Annotated in this window: 21 protein-coding genes, 1 pseudogene and 1 other annotated feature (1 of these 23 running past the window's edge); of the genes and pseudogenes, 10 read left to right on the forward strand and 12 right to left on the reverse strand. The window is 46.4% G+C overall.

Going from position 1 to position 23,474, the window contains the following annotated elements:
• Window positions 1-70, forward strand: a sequence feature (His leader region) (it extends 54 nt beyond the left edge of the window).
• Between the two features lie 45 nt (window positions 71-115).
• Genes hisG through hisIE form a run of 8 tightly spaced genes read left to right on the forward strand, consistent with a single transcriptional unit; the run spans window position 116 to window position 7,137 of the window.
• Window positions 116-1,015 (forward strand): ATP phosphoribosyltransferase, encoded by a 900-nt coding sequence (gene hisG / locus ACOTXF_RS20435; RefSeq protein WP_000886595.1) that lies wholly within the window; start codon window positions 116-118, stop codon window positions 1,013-1,015.
• 5 nt (window positions 1,016-1,020) lie between these two features.
• Complete coding sequence (hisD, locus tag ACOTXF_RS20440; protein WP_045419028.1) at window positions 1,021-2,325, forward strand: histidinol dehydrogenase; 1,305 nt, start codon at window positions 1,021-1,023, stop codon at window positions 2,323-2,325.
• Window positions 2,322-3,383: a histidinol-phosphate transaminase gene (hisC, locus tag ACOTXF_RS20445; protein ID WP_047747481.1), complete on the forward strand. Its 1,062-nt coding sequence runs from the start codon at window positions 2,322-2,324 to the stop codon at window positions 3,381-3,383. Before hisD ends, hisC begins: the two co-directional genes overlap by 4 nt.
• A complete protein-coding gene (gene hisB, locus ACOTXF_RS20450) occupies window positions 3,380-4,447 on the forward strand; it encodes a bifunctional histidinol-phosphatase/imidazoleglycerol-phosphate dehydratase HisB (RefSeq protein WP_048963084.1) in 1,068 nt (355 codons plus the stop codon). The genes hisC and hisB overlap by 4 nt, the downstream gene beginning before the upstream one ends.
• Complete coding sequence (hisH, locus tag ACOTXF_RS20455) at window positions 4,447-5,037, forward strand: imidazole glycerol phosphate synthase subunit HisH (protein ID WP_045418646.1); 591 nt, start codon at window positions 4,447-4,449, stop codon at window positions 5,035-5,037. Before hisB ends, hisH begins: the two co-directional genes overlap by 1 nt.
• The gene (gene hisA / locus ACOTXF_RS20460; RefSeq protein ID WP_045418643.1) at window positions 5,037-5,774 is read left to right on the forward strand and encodes a 1-(5-phosphoribosyl)-5-[(5-phosphoribosylamino)methylideneamino]imidazole-4-carboxamide isomerase; all 738 of its coding nucleotides are present in this window, start codon (window positions 5,037-5,039) and stop codon (window positions 5,772-5,774) included. The genes hisH and hisA overlap by 1 nt, the downstream gene beginning before the upstream one ends.
• A complete protein-coding gene (gene hisF / locus ACOTXF_RS20465; protein WP_021241435.1) occupies window positions 5,756-6,532 on the forward strand; it encodes an imidazole glycerol phosphate synthase subunit HisF in 777 nt (258 codons plus the stop codon). The genes hisA and hisF overlap by 19 nt, the downstream gene beginning before the upstream one ends.
• Window positions 6,526-7,137 carry a bifunctional phosphoribosyl-AMP cyclohydrolase/phosphoribosyl-ATP diphosphatase HisIE gene (gene hisIE, locus ACOTXF_RS20470; protein WP_045418639.1) on the forward strand — a complete coding sequence of 204 codons (612 nt, stop codon included), beginning with the start codon at window positions 6,526-6,528 and terminating at the stop codon, window positions 7,135-7,137. Before hisF ends, hisIE begins: the two co-directional genes overlap by 7 nt.
• A gap of 39 nt (window positions 7,138-7,176) precedes the next feature.
• Here the strand turns inward: hisIE and wzzB are convergent, their stop codons facing one another.
• Window positions 7,177-8,157, reverse strand: coding sequence for an LPS O-antigen chain length determinant protein WzzB (gene wzzB / locus ACOTXF_RS20475; protein ID WP_045418636.1), 981 nt, complete (start codon window positions 8,155-8,157; stop codon window positions 7,177-7,179).
• 190 nt (window positions 8,158-8,347) lie between these two features.
• Between wzzB and ACOTXF_RS20480 the strand changes: the two genes are divergently transcribed.
• Window positions 8,348-9,352 (forward strand): NAD-dependent epimerase, encoded by a 1,005-nt coding sequence (locus ACOTXF_RS20480; RefSeq protein ID WP_045418633.1) that lies wholly within the window; start codon window positions 8,348-8,350, stop codon window positions 9,350-9,352.
• A 48-nt stretch (window positions 9,353-9,400) separates the two neighbouring features.
• Here ACOTXF_RS20480 and ugd read toward each other — a convergent pair whose 3' ends face one another.
• The 11 genes and pseudogenes from ugd to ACOTXF_RS20535 form a co-directional block, all read right to left on the reverse strand.
• Complete coding sequence (ugd, locus tag ACOTXF_RS20485; protein ID WP_025913291.1) at window positions 9,401-10,567, reverse strand: UDP-glucose 6-dehydrogenase; 1,167 nt, start codon at window positions 10,565-10,567, stop codon at window positions 9,401-9,403.
• Window positions 10,568-10,793: 226 nt separating this feature from the next.
• Window positions 10,794-12,200 (reverse strand): NADP-dependent phosphogluconate dehydrogenase, encoded by a 1,407-nt coding sequence (gene gndA / locus ACOTXF_RS20490; RefSeq protein WP_048963082.1) that lies wholly within the window; start codon window positions 12,198-12,200, stop codon window positions 10,794-10,796.
• Between the two features lie 411 nt (window positions 12,201-12,611).
• Entirely contained in the window at window positions 12,612-13,829 is a 1,218-nt protein-coding gene (locus tag ACOTXF_RS20495) for a transporter (RefSeq protein WP_025913287.1), read from the reverse strand.
• 2 nt (window positions 13,830-13,831) lie between these two features.
• Window positions 13,832-15,160, reverse strand: a complete 1,329-nt coding sequence (locus ACOTXF_RS20500) for an oligosaccharide repeat unit polymerase (protein ID WP_234115142.1) — start codon at window positions 15,158-15,160, stop codon at window positions 13,832-13,834.
• Window positions 15,161-15,280: 120 nt separating this feature from the next.
• Window positions 15,281-16,651, reverse strand: coding sequence for a phosphomannomutase CpsG (gene cpsG / locus ACOTXF_RS20505; RefSeq protein ID WP_045419026.1), 1,371 nt, complete (start codon window positions 16,649-16,651; stop codon window positions 15,281-15,283).
• 69 nt (window positions 16,652-16,720) lie between these two features.
• Complete coding sequence (gene cpsB / locus ACOTXF_RS20510; protein ID WP_234115144.1) at window positions 16,721-18,157, reverse strand: mannose-1-phosphate guanyltransferase; 1,437 nt, start codon at window positions 18,155-18,157, stop codon at window positions 16,721-16,723.
• Window positions 18,139-19,173 (reverse strand): glycosyltransferase, encoded by a 1,035-nt coding sequence (locus tag ACOTXF_RS20515; protein ID WP_421635298.1) that lies wholly within the window; start codon window positions 19,171-19,173, stop codon window positions 18,139-18,141. Before ACOTXF_RS20515 ends, cpsB begins: the two co-directional genes overlap by 19 nt.
• On the reverse strand, window positions 19,170-20,330 hold the full coding sequence (locus ACOTXF_RS20520; protein WP_223861871.1) for a glycosyltransferase family 4 protein: 1,161 nt from the start codon (window positions 20,328-20,330) through the stop codon (window positions 19,170-19,172). Before ACOTXF_RS20520 ends, ACOTXF_RS20515 begins: the two co-directional genes overlap by 4 nt.
• 76 nt (window positions 20,331-20,406) lie before the next feature.
• Window positions 20,407-21,273: a glucose-1-phosphate thymidylyltransferase RfbA gene (gene rfbA, locus ACOTXF_RS20525; RefSeq protein ID WP_047747580.1), complete on the reverse strand. Its 867-nt coding sequence runs from the start codon at window positions 21,271-21,273 to the stop codon at window positions 20,407-20,409.
• On the reverse strand, window positions 21,273-22,358 hold the full coding sequence (gene rfbB / locus ACOTXF_RS20530) for a dTDP-glucose 4,6-dehydratase (RefSeq protein ID WP_047747581.1): 1,086 nt from the start codon (window positions 22,356-22,358) through the stop codon (window positions 21,273-21,275). Before rfbB ends, rfbA begins: the two co-directional genes overlap by 1 nt.
• Before the next feature lie 104 nt (window positions 22,359-22,462).
• A pseudogene (locus ACOTXF_RS20535) lies at window positions 22,463-23,380 on the reverse strand (UDP-N-acetylglucosamine 4,6-dehydratase family protein); the annotation flags it as partial.
• 32 nt (window positions 23,381-23,412) lie between these two features.
• Here ACOTXF_RS20535 and ACOTXF_RS20540 point away from each other — a divergent pair.
• The coding region (locus ACOTXF_RS20540) for a hypothetical protein (RefSeq protein WP_225385476.1) at window positions 23,413-23,474 on the forward strand (62 nt) is incomplete at its 3' end.

Raw genomic sequence — 23,474 nt, forward strand, 5'->3', positions numbered from 1 at the left:
TTGGATCTTCCAGTGGTGCATGAACGCATGAAAAAGCCCCCGGAAGATCTTCTTCCGGGGGCTTTTTTTTGGACCGAATTCAGACAGGTTAAAACAGGTTAACGAGGAATAAAGAATGTTAGATAACTCACGTTTACGCATAGCTATTCAAAAATCAGGCCGTTTGAGTGACGATTCACGCGAACTGCTGGCCCGCTGCGGGATTAAAATCAACCTGCACACCCAGCGCCTGATTGCTCTGGCTGAAAACATGCCCATCGACATTCTCCGCGTGCGTGATGACGATATTCCCGGCCTGGTGATGGATGGCGTCGTTGACCTCGGCATCATCGGTGAAAACGTGCTGGAAGAAGAGCTGCTGACCCGCCGCGCGCAGGGCGAAGACCCGCGTTACTTCACCCTGCGTCGTCTGGACTTCGGCGGCTGCCGCCTGTCGCTGGCGACGCCGGTTGATGAAGCCTGGGACGGCCCGGCCGCGCTGAACGGCAAACGTATCGCCACCTCCTACCCTCACCTGTTAAAGCGCTATCTGGATCAGAAAGGCGTACAGTTTAAATCCTGTCTGCTGAACGGTTCTGTAGAAGTGGCGCCGCGTGCGGGTCTGGCGGACGCCATCTGTGACCTGGTCTCTACCGGCGCGACGCTGGAAGCGAACGGTCTGCGCGAAGTGGAAGTCATCTACCGCTCTAAAGCGTGCCTGATCCAGCGCGACGGCGAGATGGCCGACGCCAAACAGCAGCTGATCGACAAGCTGCTGACCCGTATTCAGGGCGTGATTCAGGCGCGTGAATCCAAATACATCATGATGCACGCCCCAACCGAGCGTCTGGATGAAGTGATTGCCCTGCTGCCGGGCGCCGAGCGTCCAACCATCCTGCCGCTGGCAGGCGATCAGCAGCGCGTGGCGATGCACATGGTGAGCAGCGAAACCCTGTTCTGGGAAACCATGGAAAAACTGAAAGCGCTGGGCGCAAGCTCCATCCTGGTGCTGCCAATTGAGAAGATGATGGAGTAATGGCCATGAGCTTTAACACAATCATCGACTGGAATACCTGTAGCGACGCACAGCAGCGTGAGCTGCTGATGCGCCCGGCGATTTCCGCTTCCGAGAGCATCTCACGTACCGTGGCAGAGATCCTGGATAACGTCAAAGCCCGCGGCGATGACGCGTTGCGCGAATACAGCGCGAAGTTTGATAAGACGGACGTCGGCGCATTGCAGGTTACCGAGCAGGAAATCATTGATGCCAGCAATCGCCTGGGTGACGACATCAAGCAGGCAATGGCCGTCGCGGTGAAAAACATTGATACCTTCCACACCGCGCAAAAGCTGCAGACCGTGGATGTCGAAACCCTGCCCGGCGTGCGTTGCCAGCAGGTGACGCGCCCGGTTGCGTCCGTCGGCCTCTATATTCCCGGCGGCTCTGCCCCGCTTTTCTCCACCGTGCTAATGCTGGCGACTCCCGCACGCATTGCCGGGTGTCAGAAAGTGGTGCTGTGCTCACCGCCCCCGATTGCCGACGAGATCCTTTACGCGGCGAAGCTGTGCGGCGTGCAGGCGGTCTATAAAGTGGGCGGCGCGCAGGCGATATCCGCCCTGGCATTCGGCACGGAATCCATTCCCAAGGTCGACAAAATCTTTGGCCCGGGCAATGCGTATGTGACCGAGGCTAAGCGTCAGGTCAGCCAGCGTCTGGACGGCGCGGCCATCGATATGCCTGCCGGCCCGTCTGAGGTGCTGGTGATTGCCGACAGCGGCGCCACGCCGGATTTCGTCGCGTCCGACCTGCTTTCTCAGGCGGAACACGGCCCGGACTCGCAGGTCATCCTGCTGACGCCGGATGCCGATATGGCGAAACGCGTGGGTGAAGCCGTGGAGCGTCAGCTTGCCGACCTGCCCCGCGCCGACACAGCACGCCAGGCGTTAGCGGCCAGCCGACTGATTGTGGCGCGCGATCTCGAGCAGTGCATTGCCATTTCTAACCAGTACGGTCCGGAGCACCTGATTATTCAGACCCGCAATGCGCGCGATCTGGTCGACAGCATTACCAGCGCGGGCTCGGTGTTCCTCGGCGACTGGTCACCGGAATCCGCGGGCGATTACGCCTCCGGCACCAACCACGTGCTGCCAACGTATGGCTATACCTCAACCTGTTCCAGCCTGGGGCTGGCGGATTTCCAGAAACGCATGACCGTGCAGGAGCTCTCCCGCGAAGGGTTTGCCTCGCTGGCGTCCACCATTGAAACCCTGGCCGCCGCCGAGCGCCTGACCGCTCACAAAAACGCCGTTACGCTGCGCGTTGCAGCCCTGAAGGAGCAAGCATGAACATTGAAGAATTAGCCCGCGAAAATGTCCGTCGCCTGACGCCTTACCAGTCTGCGCGTCGTCTGGGCGGTAAAGGGGATGTCTGGCTGAACGCCAACGAATATCCTACGGCGGTGCAGTTTGAGCTGTCGCAGCAGACGCTGAACCGCTATCCGGAGTGTCAGCCGAAGGCGGTTATTGAGAACTACGCGCAGTACGCTGGCGTGAAGCCAGAGCAGGTGCTGCTCAGTCGCGGCGCGGATGAGGGCATTGAACTGCTGATCCGCGCCTTCTGCGAGCCGGGCAAAGACGCGGTAATGTACTGCCAGCCGACCTACGGCATGTACAGCGTCAGCGCGGAAACCTTCGGAGTGGCGTGCCGCAACGTGCTCTCACTGGAGAACTGGCAGCTGGATCTGCAGGGGATTGCCGACAACCTTGACGGCGTAAAAGTGGTGTTTGTTTGCAGCCCGAACAACCCGACCGGGCAGATTATTAACCCGCAGGATATCCGCACCCTGCTGGAGATGACGCGCGGTAAAGCCCTGGTGGTCGCGGACGAAGCCTACATCGAGTTCTGCCCGCAGGCGACGCTGGCTGGCTGGCTGGAGGAGTATCCGCACCTGGTGGTGCTGCGTACGCTGTCGAAGGCTTTCGCCCTAGCAGGTCTGCGCTGCGGATTCACCCTGGCAAATAAAGAGGTCATCGACCTGCTGCTGAAGGTGATCGCCCCGTACCCGCTCTCGACGCCGGTTGCCGATATTGCGGCACAGGCGCTGACGCCTCAGGGGATTAACGCGATGCGCGAGCGCGTGGCGCAAATCCTGGAGGAACGTCAGTACCTGGTGACCGCCCTGAAGGATATCCCGTGCGTGGAGCAGGTGTTCGACTCGGAAACCAACTACATCCTGGTGCGCTTTACCGCCTCCAGCGCCGTATTTAAATCTTTATGGGATCAGGGCATTATCTTACGAGACCAGAATAAACAACCTTCTCTGAGTGGCTGCCTGCGCATTACCGTCGGCACCCGTGCAGAGAGCCAGCGCGTGATTGACGCCCTGAAAGCGGAGAAAGTATGACCCAGAAGATCCTTTTCATCGATCGTGACGGCACCCTTATTTCGGAGCCACCAGCTGATTTTCAGGTCGACCGATTCGACAAGCTGGCGTTTGAACCTGACGTGATCCCGGTGCTGCTCAAGCTGCAAAAAGCCGGGTACAAGCTGGTGATGATCACCAACCAGGACGGTCTGGGTACCGACAGCTTCCCGCAGGCAGACTTTGACGGCCCGCATAATCTGATGATGCAGGTGCTGACCTCTCAGGGCGTGGTGTTTGATGAAGTGCTGATTTGCCCGCACATGCCAGCCGACGAGTGCGACTGCCGTAAGCCAAATGTGAAGCTGGTCGAGCGCTATCTGGCGGAGGATGTGCTGGATAAGACTAACAGCTATGTCATCGGCGATCGCATTACCGATATTACGCTGGCGGAGAACATGGGCATCGCGGGGCTGCGCTATGACCGCAACAACCTTAACTGGGCGATGATTGGCGAGCAGCTGACAAAACGTGACCGCTACTCGCACGTTGAACGCAACACCAAAGAGACACAGATTGATGTGAAGGTCTGGCTGGACCGCGAAGGCGGCAGCAAGATCCACACCGGCGTCGGTTTCTTCGACCACATGCTGGACCAGATTGCCACCCACGGCGGTTTCCGCATGGAGATCGCGGTAAAAGGCGACCTGTATATTGACGATCACCACACCGTGGAAGATACCGGCCTGGCGCTGGGTGAAGCCCTTAAGCTGGCGCTCGGCGATAAACGCGGCATTAACCGTTTTGGCTTTGTCCTGCCGATGGACGAGTGTCTGGCGCGCTGCGCGATGGATATCTCCGGTCGTCCGCACCTGGAATACAAAGCAGACTTCAATTACCAGCGCGTGGGCGATCTGAGCACCGAAATGGTGGAGCACTTCTTCCGTTCATTGTCCTACACCATGGGCCTGACGCTGCACCTGAAGACCAAAGGCAAGAACGACCACCACCGCGTGGAGAGTCTCTTCAAGGCCTTTGGCCGCACGCTGCGCCAGGCAATTCGCGTGGAAGGTGACGCCCTGCCCTCATCAAAAGGAGTGCTGTAATGAACGTGGTGATTCTGGATACCGGATGCGCCAACCTCAACTCCGTAAAGTCGGCCATCACCCGCCACGGCTACGAGCCGATGGTCAGCCGTGACCCGGACGTGGTGCTGCGTGCCGACAAGTTATTTCTGCCGGGCGTGGGCACTGCGCAGGCGGCGATGGATCAGATTCGCGAGCGCGAGCTGGTCGATCTGATCAAAGCCTGTACCCAGCCGGTGCTGGGCATTTGCCTGGGTATGCAGATCCTGGGCCGCCGCAGCGAAGAGAGCAACGGCGTTGACCTGCTGGGCATTATCGACGAAGACGTGCCGAAGATGACCGACCACGGTCTGCCTCTGCCGCATATGGGCTGGAACCGCGTGTACGCCAAAGCGGGCGACCGGCTTTTTCGCGGCATTGAAGACGGCGCGTATTTTTACTTCGTGCACAGTTACGCTATGCCGGTGAACGTCAATACCATCGCCCAGTGCACTTACGGCGAGGCGTTTACCGCGGCGGTGCAGAAAGACAATTTCTTCGGCGTACAGTTTCACCCGGAGCGCTCGGGCGCCGCGGGCGCGCAGCTGCTGAAAAACTTCCTGGAGATGTGATGATTATTCCCGCGTTAGATTTAATTGACGGCACGGTTGTCCGTCTTCATCAGGGCGATTACGGGCAGCAGCGAGACTACGGAAACGATCCGCTGCCGCGTCTGCAGGATTATGCCGCCCAGGGTGCTCAGGTGCTGCATCTGGTCGATTTAACGGGTGCGAAAGATCCGGCGAAGCGCCAGATCCCGCTGCTTAAAAATCTGGTTGCCGGTGTTGATGTGCCGGTACAGGTCGGCGGCGGCGTGCGTACGGAAGATGACGTTGCCGCGCTGCTGGATGCGGGCGTGGCGCGCGTGGTGGTCGGTTCAACCGCCGTCAAAGATCCTGAGACGGTGAAGGGCTGGTTCCGCCGCTTTGGCGCCGACGCGCTGGTGCTGGCGCTGGACGTGCGCATTGACGAACAGGGTAATAAACAGGTGGCGGTCAGCGGCTGGCAGGAAAACTCCGGCGTGACGCTGGAGGCGCTGGTCGAGATGTATCTCCCTGTTGGCCTGAAGCACGTGCTGTGCACGGACATCTCGCGCGACGGCACGCTAGCGGGCTCCAACGTTTCTTTATATGAAGAAGTTTGCGCCCGTTATCCGCAGGTGGCGTTCCAGTCATCTGGCGGCATCGGTGACTTAGCCGATATCGCTGCGCTGCGCGGAACCGGCGTGAAGGGCGTGATTGTGGGCCGGGCCCTGCTGGAAGGTAAATTTACGGTGACGGAGGCGATTCAATGCTGGCAAAACGGATAATCCCTTGCCTGGACGTGCGTGACGGCCAGGTCGTGAAAGGCGTGCAGTTCCGCAACCACGAGATCATTGGCGACATCGTTCCGCTGGCAAAACGCTACGCCGATGAAGGCGCAGACGAGCTGGTGTTCTACGATATTACCGCGTCCAGCGATGGACGCGTGGTCGACAAAAGCTGGGTCGCTCGCGTGGCGGAAGTGATCGATATTCCGTTCTGCGTGGCGGGTGGGATTAAATCCGCCGACGACGCCGCCAAAATTCTCTCGTTTGGTGCCGACAAGATTTCCATCAATTCCCCTGCCCTGGCCGACCCGGAGCTGATCACCCGCCTGGCCGATCGTTTTGGCGTGCAGTGTATTGTGGTTGGGATCGACACCTGGTATGACGCCGCAACGGGCAAGTACCACGTCAATCAATACACCGGAGATGAAAGCCGCACGCGCGTGACGCAGTGGGAAACGCTCGACTGGGTGCAGGAAGTGCAGAAGCGTGGCGCGGGCGAGATTGTGCTAAACATGATGAACCAGGACGGCGTGCGTAACGGGTATGACCTCGAGCAGCTGAAAAAAGTCCGTGAGGTCTGCCACGTTCCGCTGATTGCCTCCGGCGGCGCGGGCACCATGGAACACTTCCTCGAAGCCTTCCGCGATGCGAACGTAGACGGCGCGCTGGCCGCTTCCGTGTTCCACAAACAGATTATTAATATTGGTGAGTTAAAAACGTACCTGGCCGACCAGGGCGTGGAGATCAGGGTATGTTAACAGAGCAACAACAGGCGCAGCTGGACTGGAAAAAAACGGACGGATTACTGCCGGTGGTTGTCCAGCATGCCGTCTCAGGCGAAGTGCTGATGCTGGGGTATATGAACCAGGACGCGCTGGCGAAAACGATCGAAAGCGGCAAAGTGACGTTTTACTCCCGCATGAAACAGCGCCTGTGGACAAAAGGGGAAACCTCGGGTCATTTCCTGAACGTGGTCAGCATAACACCTGACTGCGATAACGATACCCTGCTGGTGCTGGCAAACCCAATCGGCCCGACCTGCCATAAGGGCACCAGCAGCTGCTTCGGCGAGGCGAGTCATCAGTGGCTGTTCCTGTATCAACTGGAGCAGCTGCTGGCAGAGCGTAAAACGGCAGATCCGGAGAGTTCTTATACCGCGAAGCTGTACGCCAGCGGAACCAAGCGTATTGCGCAGAAGGTGGGTGAAGAAGGCGTTGAGACGGCGCTGGCCGCGACCGTGCATGACCGCGAGGAGCTGACGAACGAAGCGTCTGACTTGATGTATCACCTGCTGGTGCTGCTGCAGGATCAGGCGCTGGATTTGACGGCGGTGATAGAAAACCTTCGCAAACGTCACAAATAAAAAACCGGGGTATATCCCCGGTTTTTTTTAATCTGCAAATCAGGCTTTTGGTTTGTAGTTTCGTAAGGCGTTACGGCCCAGTACCACACCTGAACCAATCATTCCGCCAAGTAGCACGGCGAGGACCAGAATCACGGCTTTTTTCGGGCTGTCACGGCGGACAGGCAGATCCGGCTTCATAACGTAACGATAAACGTGGATTGTGTCCGGGTTTACGTTCAGATTCTGGATGTCCAAGAGATTTCGCCTGGTCTGATAATAGGCGGTGGGGAAAACCAGTGGGCGCGATGCTTCGTTGTCAATCATCGATTTAAGCCCTTCGCTGCCAAGCAGGAATAATGTTTCCTGTGTGACATCCTGGGTTTGCTGGAGCTGTGGCGAAGTAATTTTCGCTGCCTCAGCGTTTTTCAGTGCCTCAGCAATCTGTTTGATACGCAGATCTTTTTGTTCTTGCGCGACCTTCTCCTGGTTTTGCAGGGAATCATTCAGGGTTTTGATTTGCTCTTTGATATTGTCTTTAAGGTCTACGGCAAGCTCTTTCGCCGTTTGCTCATCAACTTCCTGGATGAACTGTGCCAATTGTTTCTGAGCAGCTTCTGCTGATGTACTGGTATAGGAAATACTGAGCGGGAGGGGCTGTCCAGTCACAGTCGGCGCGATAGTTAGTTTCTCAGGTTCCTCCTGATTTTCAAGCGCCTGAGATAATGCCGAGAATGAAGAGTTAAAACGGCCAATCGCGCGAGTTTGAATATCAAGCATTGACGGCGCAGCGCTGCCGTAGAGAATGTTCAATGCGTTGGAATAGGTTGCAATCTGCGCGGCATCAGGTTGCGCAATAATCGCGTTTGAGGTCCATTTTTCCTTTGCAACTGAAAGATATCCAACCGCCAGGGCAATAAATACAACCACAAAGATTGCTATTGTCCACTTCCCACGCCACAGCTGTAACACCAGATCGAGTAAATCAATTTGCTCAGGTTCATTACCTGAAGAAACCTGACTATTGTTAATTTGCGTCATACAATCCCTAACACATAAAGAGGGGTACCATAATTAAGTTTGCATAGTTTATCGAATACTGTCGATTTTTCTATAAGAATCCGATGAGTAATATCGGAAAGATGGGTTATGTAACTTACATCCTTCGCGCTATCATAGACCCCATGCGATGCATTATGGCATCTGTAAGAATAGGGTTATGAGGGAAGCTATGAAATTTTTAGTCACGGGCGCAGCCGGTTTTATCGGTGCAAATGTTAGTAAACGCCTCCTTGAGGCCGGGCATCTGGTTGTTGGTATCGATAACCTCAATGACTACTACGATGTAAGCCTTAAGCTGGCGCGCCTGGAACTGTTGAAATCAGAGCGTTTCACCTTTCACAAGCTGGAGTTAGCAGACCGTGAAGGCATGGCTGCGCTTTTCGCTGGTGAGAAGTTTGATCGTGTGATTCATCTGGCCGCGCAGGCGGGTGTTCGTTACTCCCTGGAAAACCCCCATGCGTACGCGGACGCCAACCTTATCGGCCACCTCAACGTGCTGGAAGGCTGCCGCCATAACAACGTTCAGCATCTGCTGTATGCCTCATCCAGCTCCGTATATGGCCTCAATCGCAAGATGCCCTTCTCCACTGACGATTCCGTGGATCACCCGGTTTCGCTTTATGCCGCGACCAAAAAAGCCAATGAGCTGATGTCGCACACCTATTCGCATCTCTACAACCTGCCGACAACTGGGCTGCGCTTCTTTACCGTATACGGTCCGTGGGGACGCCCGGACATGGCGCTGTTTAAGTTTACCAAGGCGATGATTGAAGGCAAAAGCATTGATGTCTATAACTACGGTAAGATGAAGCGCGACTTTACGTATATTGATGATATCGCTGAAGCCATTATTCGTCTGCAGGATATAATTCCTCAGTCAGATCCAAACTGGACCGTTGAGACTGGCTCACCGGCAACCAGTTCAGCGCCTTATCGTGTTTACAACATCGGTAACAGTTCACCAGTCGAGCTGATGGATTACATTACCGCGCTGGAAGACGCGCTGGGTAAACAAGCAGAGAAAAACATGCTGCCTCTCCAGCCAGGAGACGTGCTGGAAACCAGCGCCGACACTAAAGCGCTGTATGACGTGATAGGTTTTAAACCGCAAACCTCAGTCAAAGACGGAGTAAAGAACTTCGTTGACTGGTACCGCGAGTTTTACAACGTCTGAAAATAAAAAACCCGGCAAATCAGCCGGGTTTTTTTATCACGAAAAGACTTAGTCACTACCGAAGAGATCGCGGGTATAGACTTTGTCAGCGACGTCAGCCAGTTCTTCGGCCATTCGGTTCGAGATAATAACATCCGCTTCCTTTTTGAAGGCATCCAGATCGCGGATCACGCGTGAATTGAAGAACTGATCGTCCGGCATGGCAGGTTCATAGATAATAACCTCAACGCCTTTTGCCTTGATACGCTTCATGATCCCCTGAATGGAAGAGGCACGGAAGTTATCGGAACCACTCTTCATGATCAGACGGTACACACCGACCACTTTCGGCTGACGTGCAAGGATAGAATCGGAGATGAAGTCTTTACGCGTACGGTTGGCATCAACAATCGCCGAGATGAGGTTATTCGGCACCGCCTGATAGTTTGCCAGTAGTTGCTTCGTATCTTTTGGCAGGCAATAGCCACCGTAGCCAAATGACGGGTTGTTGTAGTGATTGCCAATGCGCGGGTCGAGGCACACCCCTTCAATAATCTGGCGAGTATTCAGTCCGAGGCTTTCTGCGTAGCTGTCGAGCTCATTAAAATAAGCCACTCGCATCGCCAGATAGGTATTCGCGAAGAGCTTGATCGCCTCAGCTTCAGTGGAGTCGGTAAACAGCACCTGAATATCTTTCTTCAGGGCCCCTTCCTGTAGCAACGCAGCAAAACGTTCAGCGCGCTCAGAACGTTCGCCAATAACGATACGCGAAGGATGCAGGTTATCGTAAAGCGCTCTCCCCTCACGCAGGAATTCCGGCGAGAAGAAGATATTATCAATACCGAATTTTTCTTTAATGGATTTGGTAAAACCAACAGGGATGGTCGATTTAATCACCATCACCGCATTAGGGTTGATCGCGATAACGTCTTTGATTACCGCTTCTACCGTTGAGGTGTTGAAATAGTTGGTTTTAGGATCGTAGTCAGTAGGCGTCGCAATGATGACGTAATCCGCATCGCGGTATGCATCTTCTTTATCTGTCGTGGCGCGGAAATTCAGCGGTTTATTGCTGAGATAGTCCTGGATTTCTTTGTCGACAATCGGCGATTTCTTCTGATTGAGCATATCCACTTTGGCCTGCACGATATCCAGCGCAACCACTTCATGATTCTGAGCAATCAAAATGCCGTTAGAAAGACCGACATACCCTGTTCCGGAGATTGTTATTTTCATTCGCTAATGACTTCTGTGAGTTAACTGTACTGATGGCCGCCAGACCATCGCGATAAACATAACTGTTGGGCTTTGTACCTCCTGGCAAACTGAGCTGTCAAGGCAAACCAGGAGTAATCACTGCGAGGAGGATGAGATTCAGACTACTTCGAGTAACAGGCGGCAGTTTTTGCATAAAAAAACCCGGAGACGAGCTCCGGGTTGCGATGACAGCGAGTGCGTTAACTTATTCCATCCATTCGGTATGGAATACGCCTTCTTTATCGGTACGCTTGTAGGTATGCGCACCGAAGTAGTCACGCTGTGCCTGAATCAGGTTTGCAGGAAGAACTGCCGCACGGTAACTGTCGTAGTAGGCTACTGCCGCAGAGAAGGTCGGAACCGGGATGCCGTTCTGAACAGCATAGGCAACCACGTCACGCAGCGCCTGCTGATATTCGTCCGCAATCTTCTTGAAGTACGGTGCCAGTAGCAGGTTAGCGATACCGGCGTTTTCAGCATAGGCATCGGTGATTTTCTGCAGGAACTGCGCACGAATGATACAGCCCGCGCGGAAGATCTTCGCGATCTCACCGTAGTTCAGATCCCAGTTGTTCTCGTCTGATGCCGCACGCAGCTGAGAGAAGCCCTGCGCGTAAGAAACGATTTTACCCAGGTACAGTGCACGACGCACTTTTTCAACGAATTCGGCTTTATCACCCGCTGGTTTAGCCTGAGGGCCAGACAGCACTTTAGACGCCGCCACGCGCTGCTCTTTCAGAGAAGAGATGTAACGCGCGAAGACAGATTCGGTGATCAGTGACAGCGGTTCGCCCAGATCCAGAGAGCTCTGGCTGGTCCATTTACCGGTACCTTTGTTCGCTGCTTCATCCAGAATCACATCAACCAGGTATTTACCCTCTTCATCTTTTTTCGTGAAGATATCTTTGGTGATGTCAATCAGGTAGCTGTTAAGCTCGCCTTTGTTCCACTCGGTGAAGGTTTCCGCCAGCTCTTCATTGGTGAGGTTCAGGCCGCCTTTCAGCAGAGAGTATGCTTCCGCGATCAGCTGCATATCGCCGTATTCGATGCCGTTGTGCACCATTTTCACATAGTGACCTGCACCGTCCGCACCGATATAGGTTACGCAAGGCTCACCATCTTCAGCCACAGCTGCGATTTTGGTCAGGATAGGTGCAACCAGTTCGTATGCATCTTTCTGGCCGCCAGGCATGATAGATGGGCCTTTCAGCGCGCCCTCTTCGCCACCGGATACACCGGTACCGATGAAGTTGAAACCTTCAGCGGACAGTTCACGGTTACGACGAATGGTGTCCTGGAAGAAGGTATTACCGCCATCAATGATGATGTCACCTTTTTCGAGGTAAGGCTTCAGGGAGTCGATAGCTGCATCGGTACCTGCGCCTGCTTTCACCATTAACAGGATACGACGAGGCGTTTCCAGAGACTCAACAAACTCTTTAACCGTATAGAAAGGAACCAGTTTCTTGCCTGGGTTCTCGGCAATCACTTCTTCGGTCTTATCACGGGAGCGGTTGAAAACGGAGACGGTATAACCACGGCTTTCGATGTTGAGCGCCAGGTTGCGCCCCATCACTGCCATACCGACGACGCCGATCTGTTGCTTGGACATTACATACTCCTGTCAGGTAACATTATTATTGAGCAAGCACAATCTTTAAATTCTATCTTATATTTCTGAGAAGAGAAAGCGTTTGCAATATCATTTTTACAATAATGACACAAAATGCATATTAAGAAATAGATGTTCTGATCTTTGGGGTTTAGTTGAAAATAAATTACAAATAATCAATGACATATTCCAGCACAATAGAGTTCCTAACAATTGATTGCATTTCGGCTCATTATAGCACTCACTTTAATTGGTTAACACCCTACACATCAAAACCAACAAAGATATCAAATAAATTGTAAGTCATGCAATTATATTCAACCAGGCACCAATTAAAGGAAACATGTCATTATGTCATTACAAAGCAAAATAAAAACATATCATTGCAATTAAAAGCTCGAAAATAAGAAGTCAGATTTTTTTCTTCGTTAACAACCCAATGCTTACAGCTAATAAAATCATACTTGTAAGTTCCACCGAAGCTATTGTAAAAATTGCACCAATTGTACCATACTGATGAACCAGTATATACATTAGTGGAATAGCTATAAACATACAGATTAATGCGATATATAGACCAAAACGATACAATCCCTGAGATTGGATGATTGATGTTAATGCACCATTCATACATTTGATTCCGGCAATTAATAGAAACCCGAGTATCATTATGTTGTTATTTTCATTATCAAGTATTATGTACCGACCAAAGAAAGATAGAACCGCATAGTAACATACTGTACTTAACGTTATATATCCAACTATCATGTAGATAAAGGGATATACTTTAGTGATATTTCCGTAACTTCTTAAATCCATGCGACTAAACTTCGCATAAGCCACAGTAGAAAACAATGATGAAACCATTACTAATGGATCTACGAGACGAAAAATCTGTCCATACGCAGCTAAACCTTCAGGGACTATATTTTTTATATATATATTATCCAATCTACTGTAAATAATCACCACCATGGCGTTAAGGCCTATACTCACAGTATGCCGATACAAGACAAATACATCTTTCAGGGTAATTTTCCCTTCAGCTCGGATGCTTTTCCAACCCACTTTTCTAAATAGATGAATTGTAACTGCCGATACAAAAAAACCTTCTGCAAGCAAATAATCCCATGCAGTAAAAGGGATTTTTAAAATAAATTGAACACCGTAACTTAAAAAAGTTAGAACCAGTGCTAACGCTATAGAAGGAGATAAAGCCTTATTTAAATTTTGTGATTGGAAGTAGCTATTAGATAGGTTAAAGAGAAGCGCGAAAAACAATGACAAAGAGATAGGAATATATATATCCCTATCGTATCCAAATGCATAAGAGATTACAAAAAACAATATTGAGACAAATATTCCGATGGATACTTTTTGAAAGAATACCTTTTTTAATAATTTAATAGGATTTTCTACATCCGAGTATTTCTTGATTACAAAAATATCCACACCAAAATCAGATACAACTCTTAATATCTCGAGCGTACCTATTAAAAATATAAATGAGCCTCCTGTATCAACACCAAGCTCTCTAGTGATCAACACAATAGCGAGTGTTTTTGCCCCAAAATAACTTATCTTATTAAAGAGCGCAAAGATACCATCACTAAGAATATCTTTTAACATTTTCAATTTCTACTTTTTAGTTGAATCAACAGGTTTGCAATTAATATTATTGGTAATGATTTTAAAACATAAGCAAATGGCAAAACTAATTCTCCACGTACAGAGTAGAAGAAGCCAGTCATCATAACCAGAGCAAAAAAGTTAAAAATAACATAATTACTATTCAAACCTTTTTGGATTATCGAAATCATAATCAATAGATAGGCAAGATAAACAAACAAACTGAAATGTAAACTAATAATACTTGCTTCAAGAAGCCCAGAAGATGACAAAGCTATTCCGTTAGTAATATTCCCAAACACTATTGTTGAATATTCATGAGAAATTTGAGCATCACTTATGAAGCCAAAACCACTAAGAGGAAGCACTTGAGATATTATTGTAATCGGATTGAGTAATGCCCAACCTTTTTCATCGGGCAAAGAGTATACATTTTGTAAACCTGCGAGCGTAGACGACAGAGAGTCAAGTACAATCCCTAGATAACTAATAAAATTGACTTCATATCCTTCACGGATGTATGAAATTACTGAAAACCCGACAAACCCAATTAATAAATATTGGAGTTTGGATATTCTGGCGAATATCGCTGTTATTTTTCTCCTGTTTGAATACAATGAGAGAATTATAATACAGATAAAAGCAAAAAAGAATTTATTTCTTATTCCGATTACAAGATCTGATGCAAGCAAAATAAATGCAAACACCTTATATTTCTTCGATGACTTATAATAAAAGACCGCTAAAGCCATTATATATGAAAAACCACTGATAGCACGTATAAGAAAAGGCGTGCTTGCAAGTAATTCTTCACTTTCTGTATAAATGGCTAAATGACCTAAGCCTGAAGATAATATAAACTTTAAATAAAAAACAACTTTAATTAACTGACAGGCACCTACAATGAGAAATATCGTTTTAAATAAACTATTTATGGTTTTTGTTTGTTGCCTGTGAACACTTTTAATAGGTGTGAGATAGAGTATTATATTTATTAACATACCCCAGATACAAGTCAATTCAAAACCATTGGAAGCTTGTTTAAAAAAATACAGATAAAAAGAAGGAATACCTATAATCAAAGAGAATACAAAAGCAAACAACAATTGCAAAGAGATATACTTCACTCTATGCATATAGAAATAGAGCATTTCACCAAATAAAATAATAGCGCAAAAAGTCGCAAAAATGTCCTCTACAGTTTCATAAAATGTGGCACTTGCAGATACTGTCAAAAAAATCAACATTAAAGAAAAAGTAAGCAGGAAATATATAAACGCTGAGCGCACACTTATTTTAAAGTGATTGTTTATTAAACTATTCTCATTCATGGAAATTGTATACTTCCCAACATGCACGATTATTAAAGCATCAGATATTATAAATGATAATATATAACTATTATATCAAGGGAGGGCACAACTACATGTGCCCGTCATAAAGAACACAAGCTATGCTCGAATTTTATTCAGTAGCTCTTCTGTTTTGAGCTCCATTAAAGCAGTATTACCTCGTGACTCCACGTTCAAGCGGATAACAGGCTCTGTGTTTGAGCTTCGGAGATTAAAACGCCAGTCAGAAAATTCTATACTGATTCCATCAGTATAGTCTATTTTCAAGGCATCACTTTTATAACACTGAAGTATTTCAGAAATCACTTTTTCTTGATCTTGCACGATACTGTTAATCTCTCCACTGGCCGGGAAAGATTTGATTCGATCATGGACAAGTTCTGCCAATGTTTTATTTTTAATACACACCAACTCGGCTATAAGTAGCCAAGGAATCATTCCACTATCACAGTAAGCAAAGTCACGAAAATAATGATGGGCACTCATTTCACCACCATAAACTGCATCTTCCAAACGCATGCGTTCTTTTATAAAAGCATGTCCGGTTTTGGACATAACCGGAGTACCCTTTGCTTGCAGAACCACATCTATAGTATTCCATGAAAGGCGGGGATCATGTATGATGCGCGCGCCAGGTTGCTTTTCGAGGAAAGATTCTGCAAGCAACCCGACAATGTAATAACCCTCAATAAAATTACCTTCATTATCGAACAGGAAACATCTGTCAAAATCACCATCGAATGCAATTCCCATATCTGCCTTGTGATGAATAACGGCTTCGCTTGTATCGGCACGGCATTCCTGAAGAAGAGGGTTTGGAATACCATTCGGGAAATTCCCATCAGGCTTATTGTGAATTTTCACAAATTCAACTGGAATTTGCATTTCCTTGAAACGTTTTTCGATCTCATCAATAACCGGGCCTGCAGCTCCGTTGCCTGAGTTAATAACAAGTTTCAATGGCTTAATATTTTCAGGCTTGATATAGCTGAGGATATGATCAATATATTCTTTTTTGGTATCTATTTTTTTATAACTTCCGCGCTTCGTGGGATCTACTGGCGAAAAATGATTATCTTCAGCTAGACGTTGTATCTCTCGCAGCCCTGTATCACCACTGATAGGTCGGGCTCCTTCGCGGACTAACTTCATTCCATTGTAATCCATGGGATTATGACTTGCTGTTACTTCAATTCCACCGTCAACACCGAGATGGAATGTAGAGAAATAGATTTCTTCGGTCCCTGTCATTCCAATATCAAGGACGTCAACTCCAGCGTCCTGCAACCCTTCGGCCAGGGACATTTTTAGAGATTCACTTGTAAGGCGGACATCGCCTCCTAATACGACCGTGTTAGGTTTCAAATATTCACCGTAGGCTCGACCGATTCGCTTTGCAATATTATTATTAAGTTCATCACCTAATCGGCCACGTATGTCATATGCCTTGAAACAAGTCAATTTACCCATTTTTTCCTCATCTATCGTTGGTAAATTATTACCATAAACTTTCATAAAACTTATTTGCTGTGAAAATTCCTAAACTCGTCCATAGCGATCTGAAAGACGAATAATGTCATCTTCTTCCAAATAGGAACCAGAACGCACTTCGATCAGCTCAAGCATGATTTTTCCGGGGTTTTCAAGAGAGTGAACTATCCCAAGTGGGATATAAACGGATTCATTTTCAGTCAGAAGCTTTTCTTCGCCGTTTATTGTTACTTTCGCTGTCCCAGATACAATAACCCAGTGCTCAGAACGGTGATGATGCATTTGTTCTGATAGCCCCTCACCTGGTTTTACGCTAATACGCTTAACCTGATAGCGTTCTCCAGTATCAATTGAGTCATATTTACCCCAGGGACGAAAAACTTCGCGGTGTTTATGGTGTTCTAAACGCCCCTCAGCCTTTATTTTCTCAACTATCTTTTTAACATCTTGAACGGCATGTCTATCAGCAATCAGTACTGCATCCTTAGTCTGTACAATGATAAGGTCTTTCACGCCCACAGTGGCAACAAGACTGGATTCTGAATGTATGTAACTATTTTTAGTTCGAAAACTCACTACATCACCACGATGGACATTCCCATCGATATCATGTGGGCTAATATCCCACAATGATGACCATGAACCAACGTCGCTCCACCCGGCATCCATTGGAACCACAACGGCGTCTCCCGTTTTCTCCATCACAGCATAGTCAATCGACTCATCCGGACAAGCTAAGAATGACTTCTCATCAACACGGGTAAAATCAAGGTCGGGATTGATAGCGTTCATTGCGTTTTCGCATGCCTCAAGAATATCTGGCCTGAACTTTTTCAATTCTGCCAGATAGCTATCAACCTGGAAAAGAAACATACCGCTATTCCAATAATATTCCCCGCTGTCCACATAGGATTTAGCTGTATCAAGATCGGGTTTTTCTACAAACTTTGAGACCTTATAGGCTTCATTACACCCTTTCTGGCTAATACTGTCGCCTCGCATAATATAACCATATCCAGTCTCAGCTCTATCTGGAACAATCCCAAAAGTTACAAGTTTGCCTTGTTTTGCGCAAGGAATTGCTTTTCTGATTGCCTCTCGGAAAACTTCTTCTTTCTCGAAAATATGATCGGCCGCAAGCACCAGTAATAATGGATTACTTTCAGCATTATTTTTTTTCGCTGCTAGCGCAGCAAGTGCGACTGCAGGTGCTGTATTTCGCCCTACAGGTTCAAGAATAATATTTTTAGTTAATTTATTTAATTGTAGTAATTGTTCTGCGACGATAAAACGGTGTTTTTCATTACAAATAACAATAGGATTACTACAGTCAAGCCCATCCAGGCGTTTGATGGTTGATTGCAACATCGTGTAATCCCCCTTTACCGGTATGAACTGTTTTGGATAAAGTTCACGGGATAGTGGCCATAAACGACTACCTGTGCCGCCAGCCATTATAATAGGTATCAATTTGCTAGTAGCCATTTTCCAATCTCTTCCTCTAAAATAACATGATACTTAATCTTATAGCCTGTGGTATCACTTTTCACATATGCCAAATGATATTTCTCACAAAAAGAATCATCATCATACAAATAAACACTTTCGTCTCTATGTTCTCTAAATGCAGAAATATTTGATGCTAAAACACTTTTCCCACATATTCTTCCTTCAATAACTGGTCTTCCGAATCCTTCATGTGTCGAATGAGCCCAAACCATTGAAGCGTTCTGTAGCTGCGATAATAATTCGTCATCTGTTAGAATTGGCAGAACATGGACATTTTCAATCTCTAACTTCCTAGTTATATTTAATGCCCATTCTCTGTAAGAACCTAATCCTATAATCTTAAGCTTGTGTGAAGTAGCATATTTGCATGTTTTCCATAAATGCATTGCATGGTCAAATTCTTTATTAGAACCATTTCCTGAAATTAGCACTACATAGGATTCTTCATTCAAGGATTTTTCATTGCATTTTTGTGCGCTATTTTGTGTTAATTTAGCTTCTAGTTGATAAAAGGAATTTGGGAAAAGATAAACGTTACAACCTTTTAACCATTTAACATTCATTCCAATTCTTTTTGTTGTTGCTGAGACAAAAGCAACATCTCTCCTCAAAAAAGCATGAAATCGTTGAGTCAGTACAATATATAACGCAGAAATACTCAGTCTTGTCTTAATTCTTTTGTTTGGGATAAAATCATGAATTATTAATAGAGACTTTTTCGAAAAAGCCGATATTAGAGAACATGAGTTATAAGGATATATGACTTTATCATATCGCCCCAAAATAGTTATAATTGGAACAATAAATTGCTCACAAAAAACAAAGAGTAAGTCTATAATTGCCCGAGGTAATTTATGTGCGAATTTTGGACAACTCCACTCATTAACTATGCATTCTTTCTTTTCTAATGCTGTAATTAAGTTTGATGAATAGATTGGAATACCTCTATACAATATTCCCTTATAAAAATTGAACAACAATACTTTTTTCATTTCATTCCTGTCACACAGTTTATAAGATTCCAGTTATAATCTTTCTTCAATACTTCTATTGCACAGAGAGAATTTTTATTAATCCCCTCTTCTGTAGGCTCAAAAAGTTCAATGGCACGGATAAATTCAGATTTGCTATTAGCAACCATTGCATATTCACTGAGTTTTGGCATTGAATCAAGAACTATATTTGTAGTTATTACTGGAAGGCCCAATGCAAATGCTTCTAATACTTTATTCTGAAGCCCGGAACCGTCGAAAATAGGGAATACAGCTATATCCATATTCGCCAGTAAATTTTTTAAATCATCAACATACCCATGAATGATAATTTCATTTGGTTTATTCAAAGCCATAACTTGTTTACATGGTTGAGCACCGACAATATGGAGTTTATATTTCCCTTTAGGTAGATCATTAAATAAGTTAGCTATAAAGATTGCAGCTTTAACATTGGGATAATAGCTCATATTGCCCCAAAAGGCTAAATTTATTATACCGTCGCTACTTTTAAAATTTCTGTGTATTACAGGAATGCTCACACCATTGGGTATAATTTTAAAATCGTTTTTACCTATATAATTAGCATCTCTTTCTGAGATTATAAACCCTGCATCGATTGCTTCGTATATTTTGTTCTCAACAACAGATAGTTTTTTACTTTCGAAATCACATATTTTCTTCATAAAAAAATTTTCTGTTGCTGCTCTATTTTGCATATTTAATGAAAGAGCATCAACAAAATCACAATAAATTAATGCTTTGATACAATGTTCTTGCCTTAAAGAAATAGTTTTGAATATAAGATATTCTAATCTAACTAATTGAAAAATTATAATATCATAATTATTTGCAATCAAAAGATCCTTTAATTTCTCCCAAGACTTCCTATCATTATACATCGCACATTGCAACGCAGTTTTGCCGCGATTTATAATTATATTTTTTATTTTATCAAGCTTAGATAAACCACCAGAATCACTTAAATTTATAAAGCTATTGACACCACCACTTGAACTGTTTGCTCTTTCAACAGAAAAAACATCAACTAAATTGTCTTTCGAAAGCTCTTTTATTTGATTATAGGCACGTAGAGCATCTCCAGTAATAATTGGCCAGGGATAGCGTGCGGTTACAAATAAAATTCTCTTCATCATCCAACCTATCTGTTTCTTATATTATGTAAGGTACATAAATGCTAAATATGCCAGACAATATCAAATAGACAAATTTTTATCTATTAATCAATTTTAGCAAATATGCACCATAGTTAGTTTTGCCTAAAACCTTCGCTCTTACATTTAGATCCTCATCGCTTAACCAGCCGTTTCTCCAGGCAATTTCCTCCAGGCACGCAATCATCATACCCTGACGCTTTTGAACCGTCTCAACAAAGCTTCCAGCCTCGATCAAACTGTCATGAGTCCCTGTATCAAGCCAAGCAAACCCTCGACCTAACAATTCAACTGTTAACATTTTATTTTCTAGATAAACTTGATTCACAGTTGTAATTTCAAGCTCACCTCGCGATGAAGGCTCTATATTTTTAGCTATATCAATAACATTATTATCATAAAAATAGAGACCTGTTACTGCCCAATTTGATCTAGGTATTTCAGGTTTTTCTTCAATACTCAACGCCGCAAAATTTTTATCAAATTCGACAACGCCAAAACTCTCAGGATTCATAACCTGATAACCAAATACTGTAGCGCCCTTATTTCTGCTTGCGGCAGTTTTTAGTTTTGGTGTAAAGCCTTGACCAAAGAAAATATTATCCCCAAGGACCAAACAAACAGTATCATTTCCAATAAATTTGTCACCAATGATAAATGCCTGAGCTAAACCATCAGGGCTGGGTTGGATTGCATATTTTATATTTATGCCAAACTGATTACCATCACCGAGCAGACGTATAAATCCTGGCTGATCTTCTGGTGTAGTAATAATTAAAACATCATTTACTCCAGCCAACATTAATACTGAAAGCGGATAATAGATCATTGGTTTATCATAAACAGGCAGTAATTGTTTCGATACGCCCATCGTTATTGGATATAATCGTGTGCCTGAGCCTCCAGCTAAAATAATCCCCTTCATTACTTGTCACCCCCGTAATTCTGCTTTATCCAGGAGTGGTAATTTTTGTTTTTAACATTTTCTAGCCACTGTTTATTGGCGAGAAACCACTCAACCGTTTTACGAATCCCACTTTCGAAAGTCTCCAGTGGTTTCCATCCCAGTTCCTTGCTAATCTTTTTAGCATCAATTGCATAACGACGGTCATGACCAGGTCGGTCTTTTATGAATGTTATTTGTCTTCGATAAGAAACTTTTTTTGGGACAATTTCATCTAACAGATCACAAATGGTATGCACAACATCAAGGTTTCTCTGTTCATTATGGCCACCTATATTATAGGTCTCACCGATTTTACCTTGCGTCACAACTGTATATAAAGCGCGGGCGTGATCCTCAACATACAGCCAGTCACGAATTTGATCTCCTTTGCCATACACCGGAAGCGGTTTACCTTCCAGTGCATTGAGAATTACCAACGGGATTAATTTTTCCGGGAAATGATATGGGCCGTAGTTGTTTGAACAGTTGGTTACGATGGTAGGTAAGTCGTAGGTTCGCAGCCATGCGCGGACCAGATGATCACTGGAAGCTTTTGAAGCAGAATACGGGCTGCTCGGAGCATATGCGGTTTTTTCAGTAAACAGCGGTAGTTCTGTGTTCTTTTCTACTTCATCCGGGTGTGGAAGATCGCCATACACTTCATCTGTAGAAATATGATGGAAACGAAATGCCTTTTTTTTCTCTGCGTTCAGCTCGGACCAGTATTTGCGGCTGGCTTCTAATAGCACATAAGTACCGATAATATTAGTCTCGATAAAGGCTGCAGGACCATTTATTGAACGATCGACATGACTCTCAGCCGCCAGATGCATCACAGCATCAGGTTGGTGATAAGACATAATACGTTCTATTGCAGCGTTATCGCAAATATCAGCATGTTCAAAATAATAACGATCGCTCTGAGCTACGCTGGCAACCGTTTCAAGGTTACCGGCGTAGGTCAGTTTATCGACATTTATAACGCTGTCCTGCGTATGATTTATAATATGTCGCACAACTGCAGACCCAATAAAGCCAGCCCCACCTGTGACCAGTATTTTCACGTTTATTTCGCTCTAAAAGTATTCTGAAACAAAAGATGAAGGTCCTAATCCCCTGTTTTCTCACGACCAGTAAACAGTGAGGAAAAAGACGACGATACGCTCATTTAACTCACTTTTTTATTCCAAAGTAAATCGCAAATACCATCAGTTGGATTGAATGCGGCAGGAGCCTGCAAGAGTATCTCGCGCACGCTTTCATAGTCGAACTCGCAGCAGGCTTTGTCGAGATCGTGAAGAATCATGTTCATCTCACTCCACGGCAACATCACTTCGTTAGCAGTCCTGATGCGCGGGTGTTGTGTCGCAGATACGTTGTCGCCGATAAGCAACTCTTCATACAGTTTCTCACCTGGACGCAGACCCGTCGTTTTTATAGCAATATCACCATAGGGGTTTTTATCATCACGAACAGTGAGGCCTTGCAACGTAATCATGCGCTGTGCAAGATCGATTATCTTGACGGGTTCTCCCATGTCCAGAACAAAAACATCACCGCCCGTTCCCATTGCGCCTGCCTGAATCACCAATTGCGCCGCTTCAGGGATAGTCATAAAGTAGCGCGTGATGTTCTCATGTGTCAGCGTCACAGGACCGCCTGCTGCTATCTGTTTTTCAAACAACGGTACGACAGAGCCTGACGAACCTAACACGTTGCCAAAGCGAACCATACTGAAGCAGGTTTTATCGGTTTCTTTCGCCAGCGCCTGCAGCACGAGTTCGGCCATGCGTTTAGTTGCCCCCATCGTATTTGTAGGGCGAACTGCTTTATCGGTCGATATTAAAACAAAGCTTTCTACGCCGCAGCTCGCTGCGGCCTGAGCGCAGCTCAGCGTACCGAAAATGTTATTCCGTACGCCATCAAGAACGTTGAATTCAACCAGTGGGACATGCTTGTACGCGGCAGCGTGATAAATTGTATTAACGTTGAATGCTTTTATTAATCTTTCGAGATGTTCTTTATCCTGTACATTACCAAGGATTGGGTAAATTTTAACCTTAAAATCCTGACTAAGACTGAGACTGGCTTTGTTGAATAAATCGAACTTTTGCTGAGTTGAAGGATCAGATCACGTATCTTCCCGACAACGCAGACCGTTCCGTGGCAAAGCAAAAGTT

This window comes from Enterobacter cloacae complex sp. IR53041 (genome assembly GCF_049238285.1).
Lineage (GTDB): Bacteria > Pseudomonadota > Gammaproteobacteria > Enterobacterales > Enterobacteriaceae > Enterobacter > Enterobacter roggenkampii.

What these genes read in the sequence shown, in the direction of transcription:
- hisH (WP_045418646.1), top strand. Translation starts at nt 4,447, where the DNA reads ATGAACGTGGTGATTCTGGATACCGGATGCGCCAACCTCAACTCCGTA.
- gndA (WP_048963082.1), bottom strand. Translation starts at nt 12,200, where the DNA reads ATGTCCAAGCAACAGATCGGCGTCGTCGGTATGGCAGTGATGGGGCGC.
- ACOTXF_RS20515 (WP_421635298.1), bottom strand. Translation starts at nt 19,173, where the DNA reads ATGAAAAAAGTATTGTTGTTCAATTTTTATAAGGGAATATTGTATAGA.
- hisF (WP_021241435.1), top strand. Translation starts at nt 5,756, where the DNA reads ATGCTGGCAAAACGGATAATCCCTTGCCTGGACGTGCGTGACGGCCAG.
- rfbA (WP_047747580.1), bottom strand. Translation starts at nt 21,273, where the DNA reads ATGAAGGGGATTATTTTAGCTGGAGGCTCAGGCACACGATTATATCCA.
- hisA (WP_045418643.1), top strand. Translation starts at nt 5,037, where the DNA reads ATGATTATTCCCGCGTTAGATTTAATTGACGGCACGGTTGTCCGTCTT.
- hisIE (WP_045418639.1), top strand. Translation starts at nt 6,526, where the DNA reads ATGTTAACAGAGCAACAACAGGCGCAGCTGGACTGGAAAAAAACGGAC.
- ugd (WP_025913291.1), bottom strand. Translation starts at nt 10,567, where the DNA reads ATGAAAATAACAATCTCCGGAACAGGGTATGTCGGTCTTTCTAACGGC.
- ACOTXF_RS20520 (WP_223861871.1), bottom strand. Translation starts at nt 20,330, where the DNA reads ATGATGAAGAGAATTTTATTTGTAACCGCACGCTATCCCTGGCCAATT.
- wzzB (WP_045418636.1), bottom strand. Translation starts at nt 8,157, where the DNA reads ATGACGCAAATTAACAATAGTCAGGTTTCTTCAGGTAATGAACCTGAG.
- hisD (WP_045419028.1), top strand. Translation starts at nt 1,021, where the DNA reads ATGAGCTTTAACACAATCATCGACTGGAATACCTGTAGCGACGCACAG.
- ACOTXF_RS20500 (WP_234115142.1), bottom strand. Translation starts at nt 15,160, where the DNA reads ATGAATGAGAATAGTTTAATAAACAATCACTTTAAAATAAGTGTGCGC.
- hisG (WP_000886595.1), top strand. Translation starts at nt 116, where the DNA reads ATGTTAGATAACTCACGTTTACGCATAGCTATTCAAAAATCAGGCCGT.
- cpsB (WP_234115144.1), bottom strand. Translation starts at nt 18,157, where the DNA reads ATGGCTACTAGCAAATTGATACCTATTATAATGGCTGGCGGCACAGGT.
- cpsG (WP_045419026.1), bottom strand. Translation starts at nt 16,651, where the DNA reads ATGGGTAAATTGACTTGTTTCAAGGCATATGACATACGTGGCCGATTA.
- hisC (WP_047747481.1), top strand. Translation starts at nt 2,322, where the DNA reads ATGAACATTGAAGAATTAGCCCGCGAAAATGTCCGTCGCCTGACGCCT.
- ACOTXF_RS20480 (WP_045418633.1), top strand. Translation starts at nt 8,348, where the DNA reads ATGAAATTTTTAGTCACGGGCGCAGCCGGTTTTATCGGTGCAAATGTT.
- ACOTXF_RS20495 (WP_025913287.1), bottom strand. Translation starts at nt 13,829, where the DNA reads ATGTTAAAAGATATTCTTAGTGATGGTATCTTTGCGCTCTTTAATAAG.
- hisB (WP_048963084.1), top strand. Translation starts at nt 3,380, where the DNA reads ATGACCCAGAAGATCCTTTTCATCGATCGTGACGGCACCCTTATTTCG.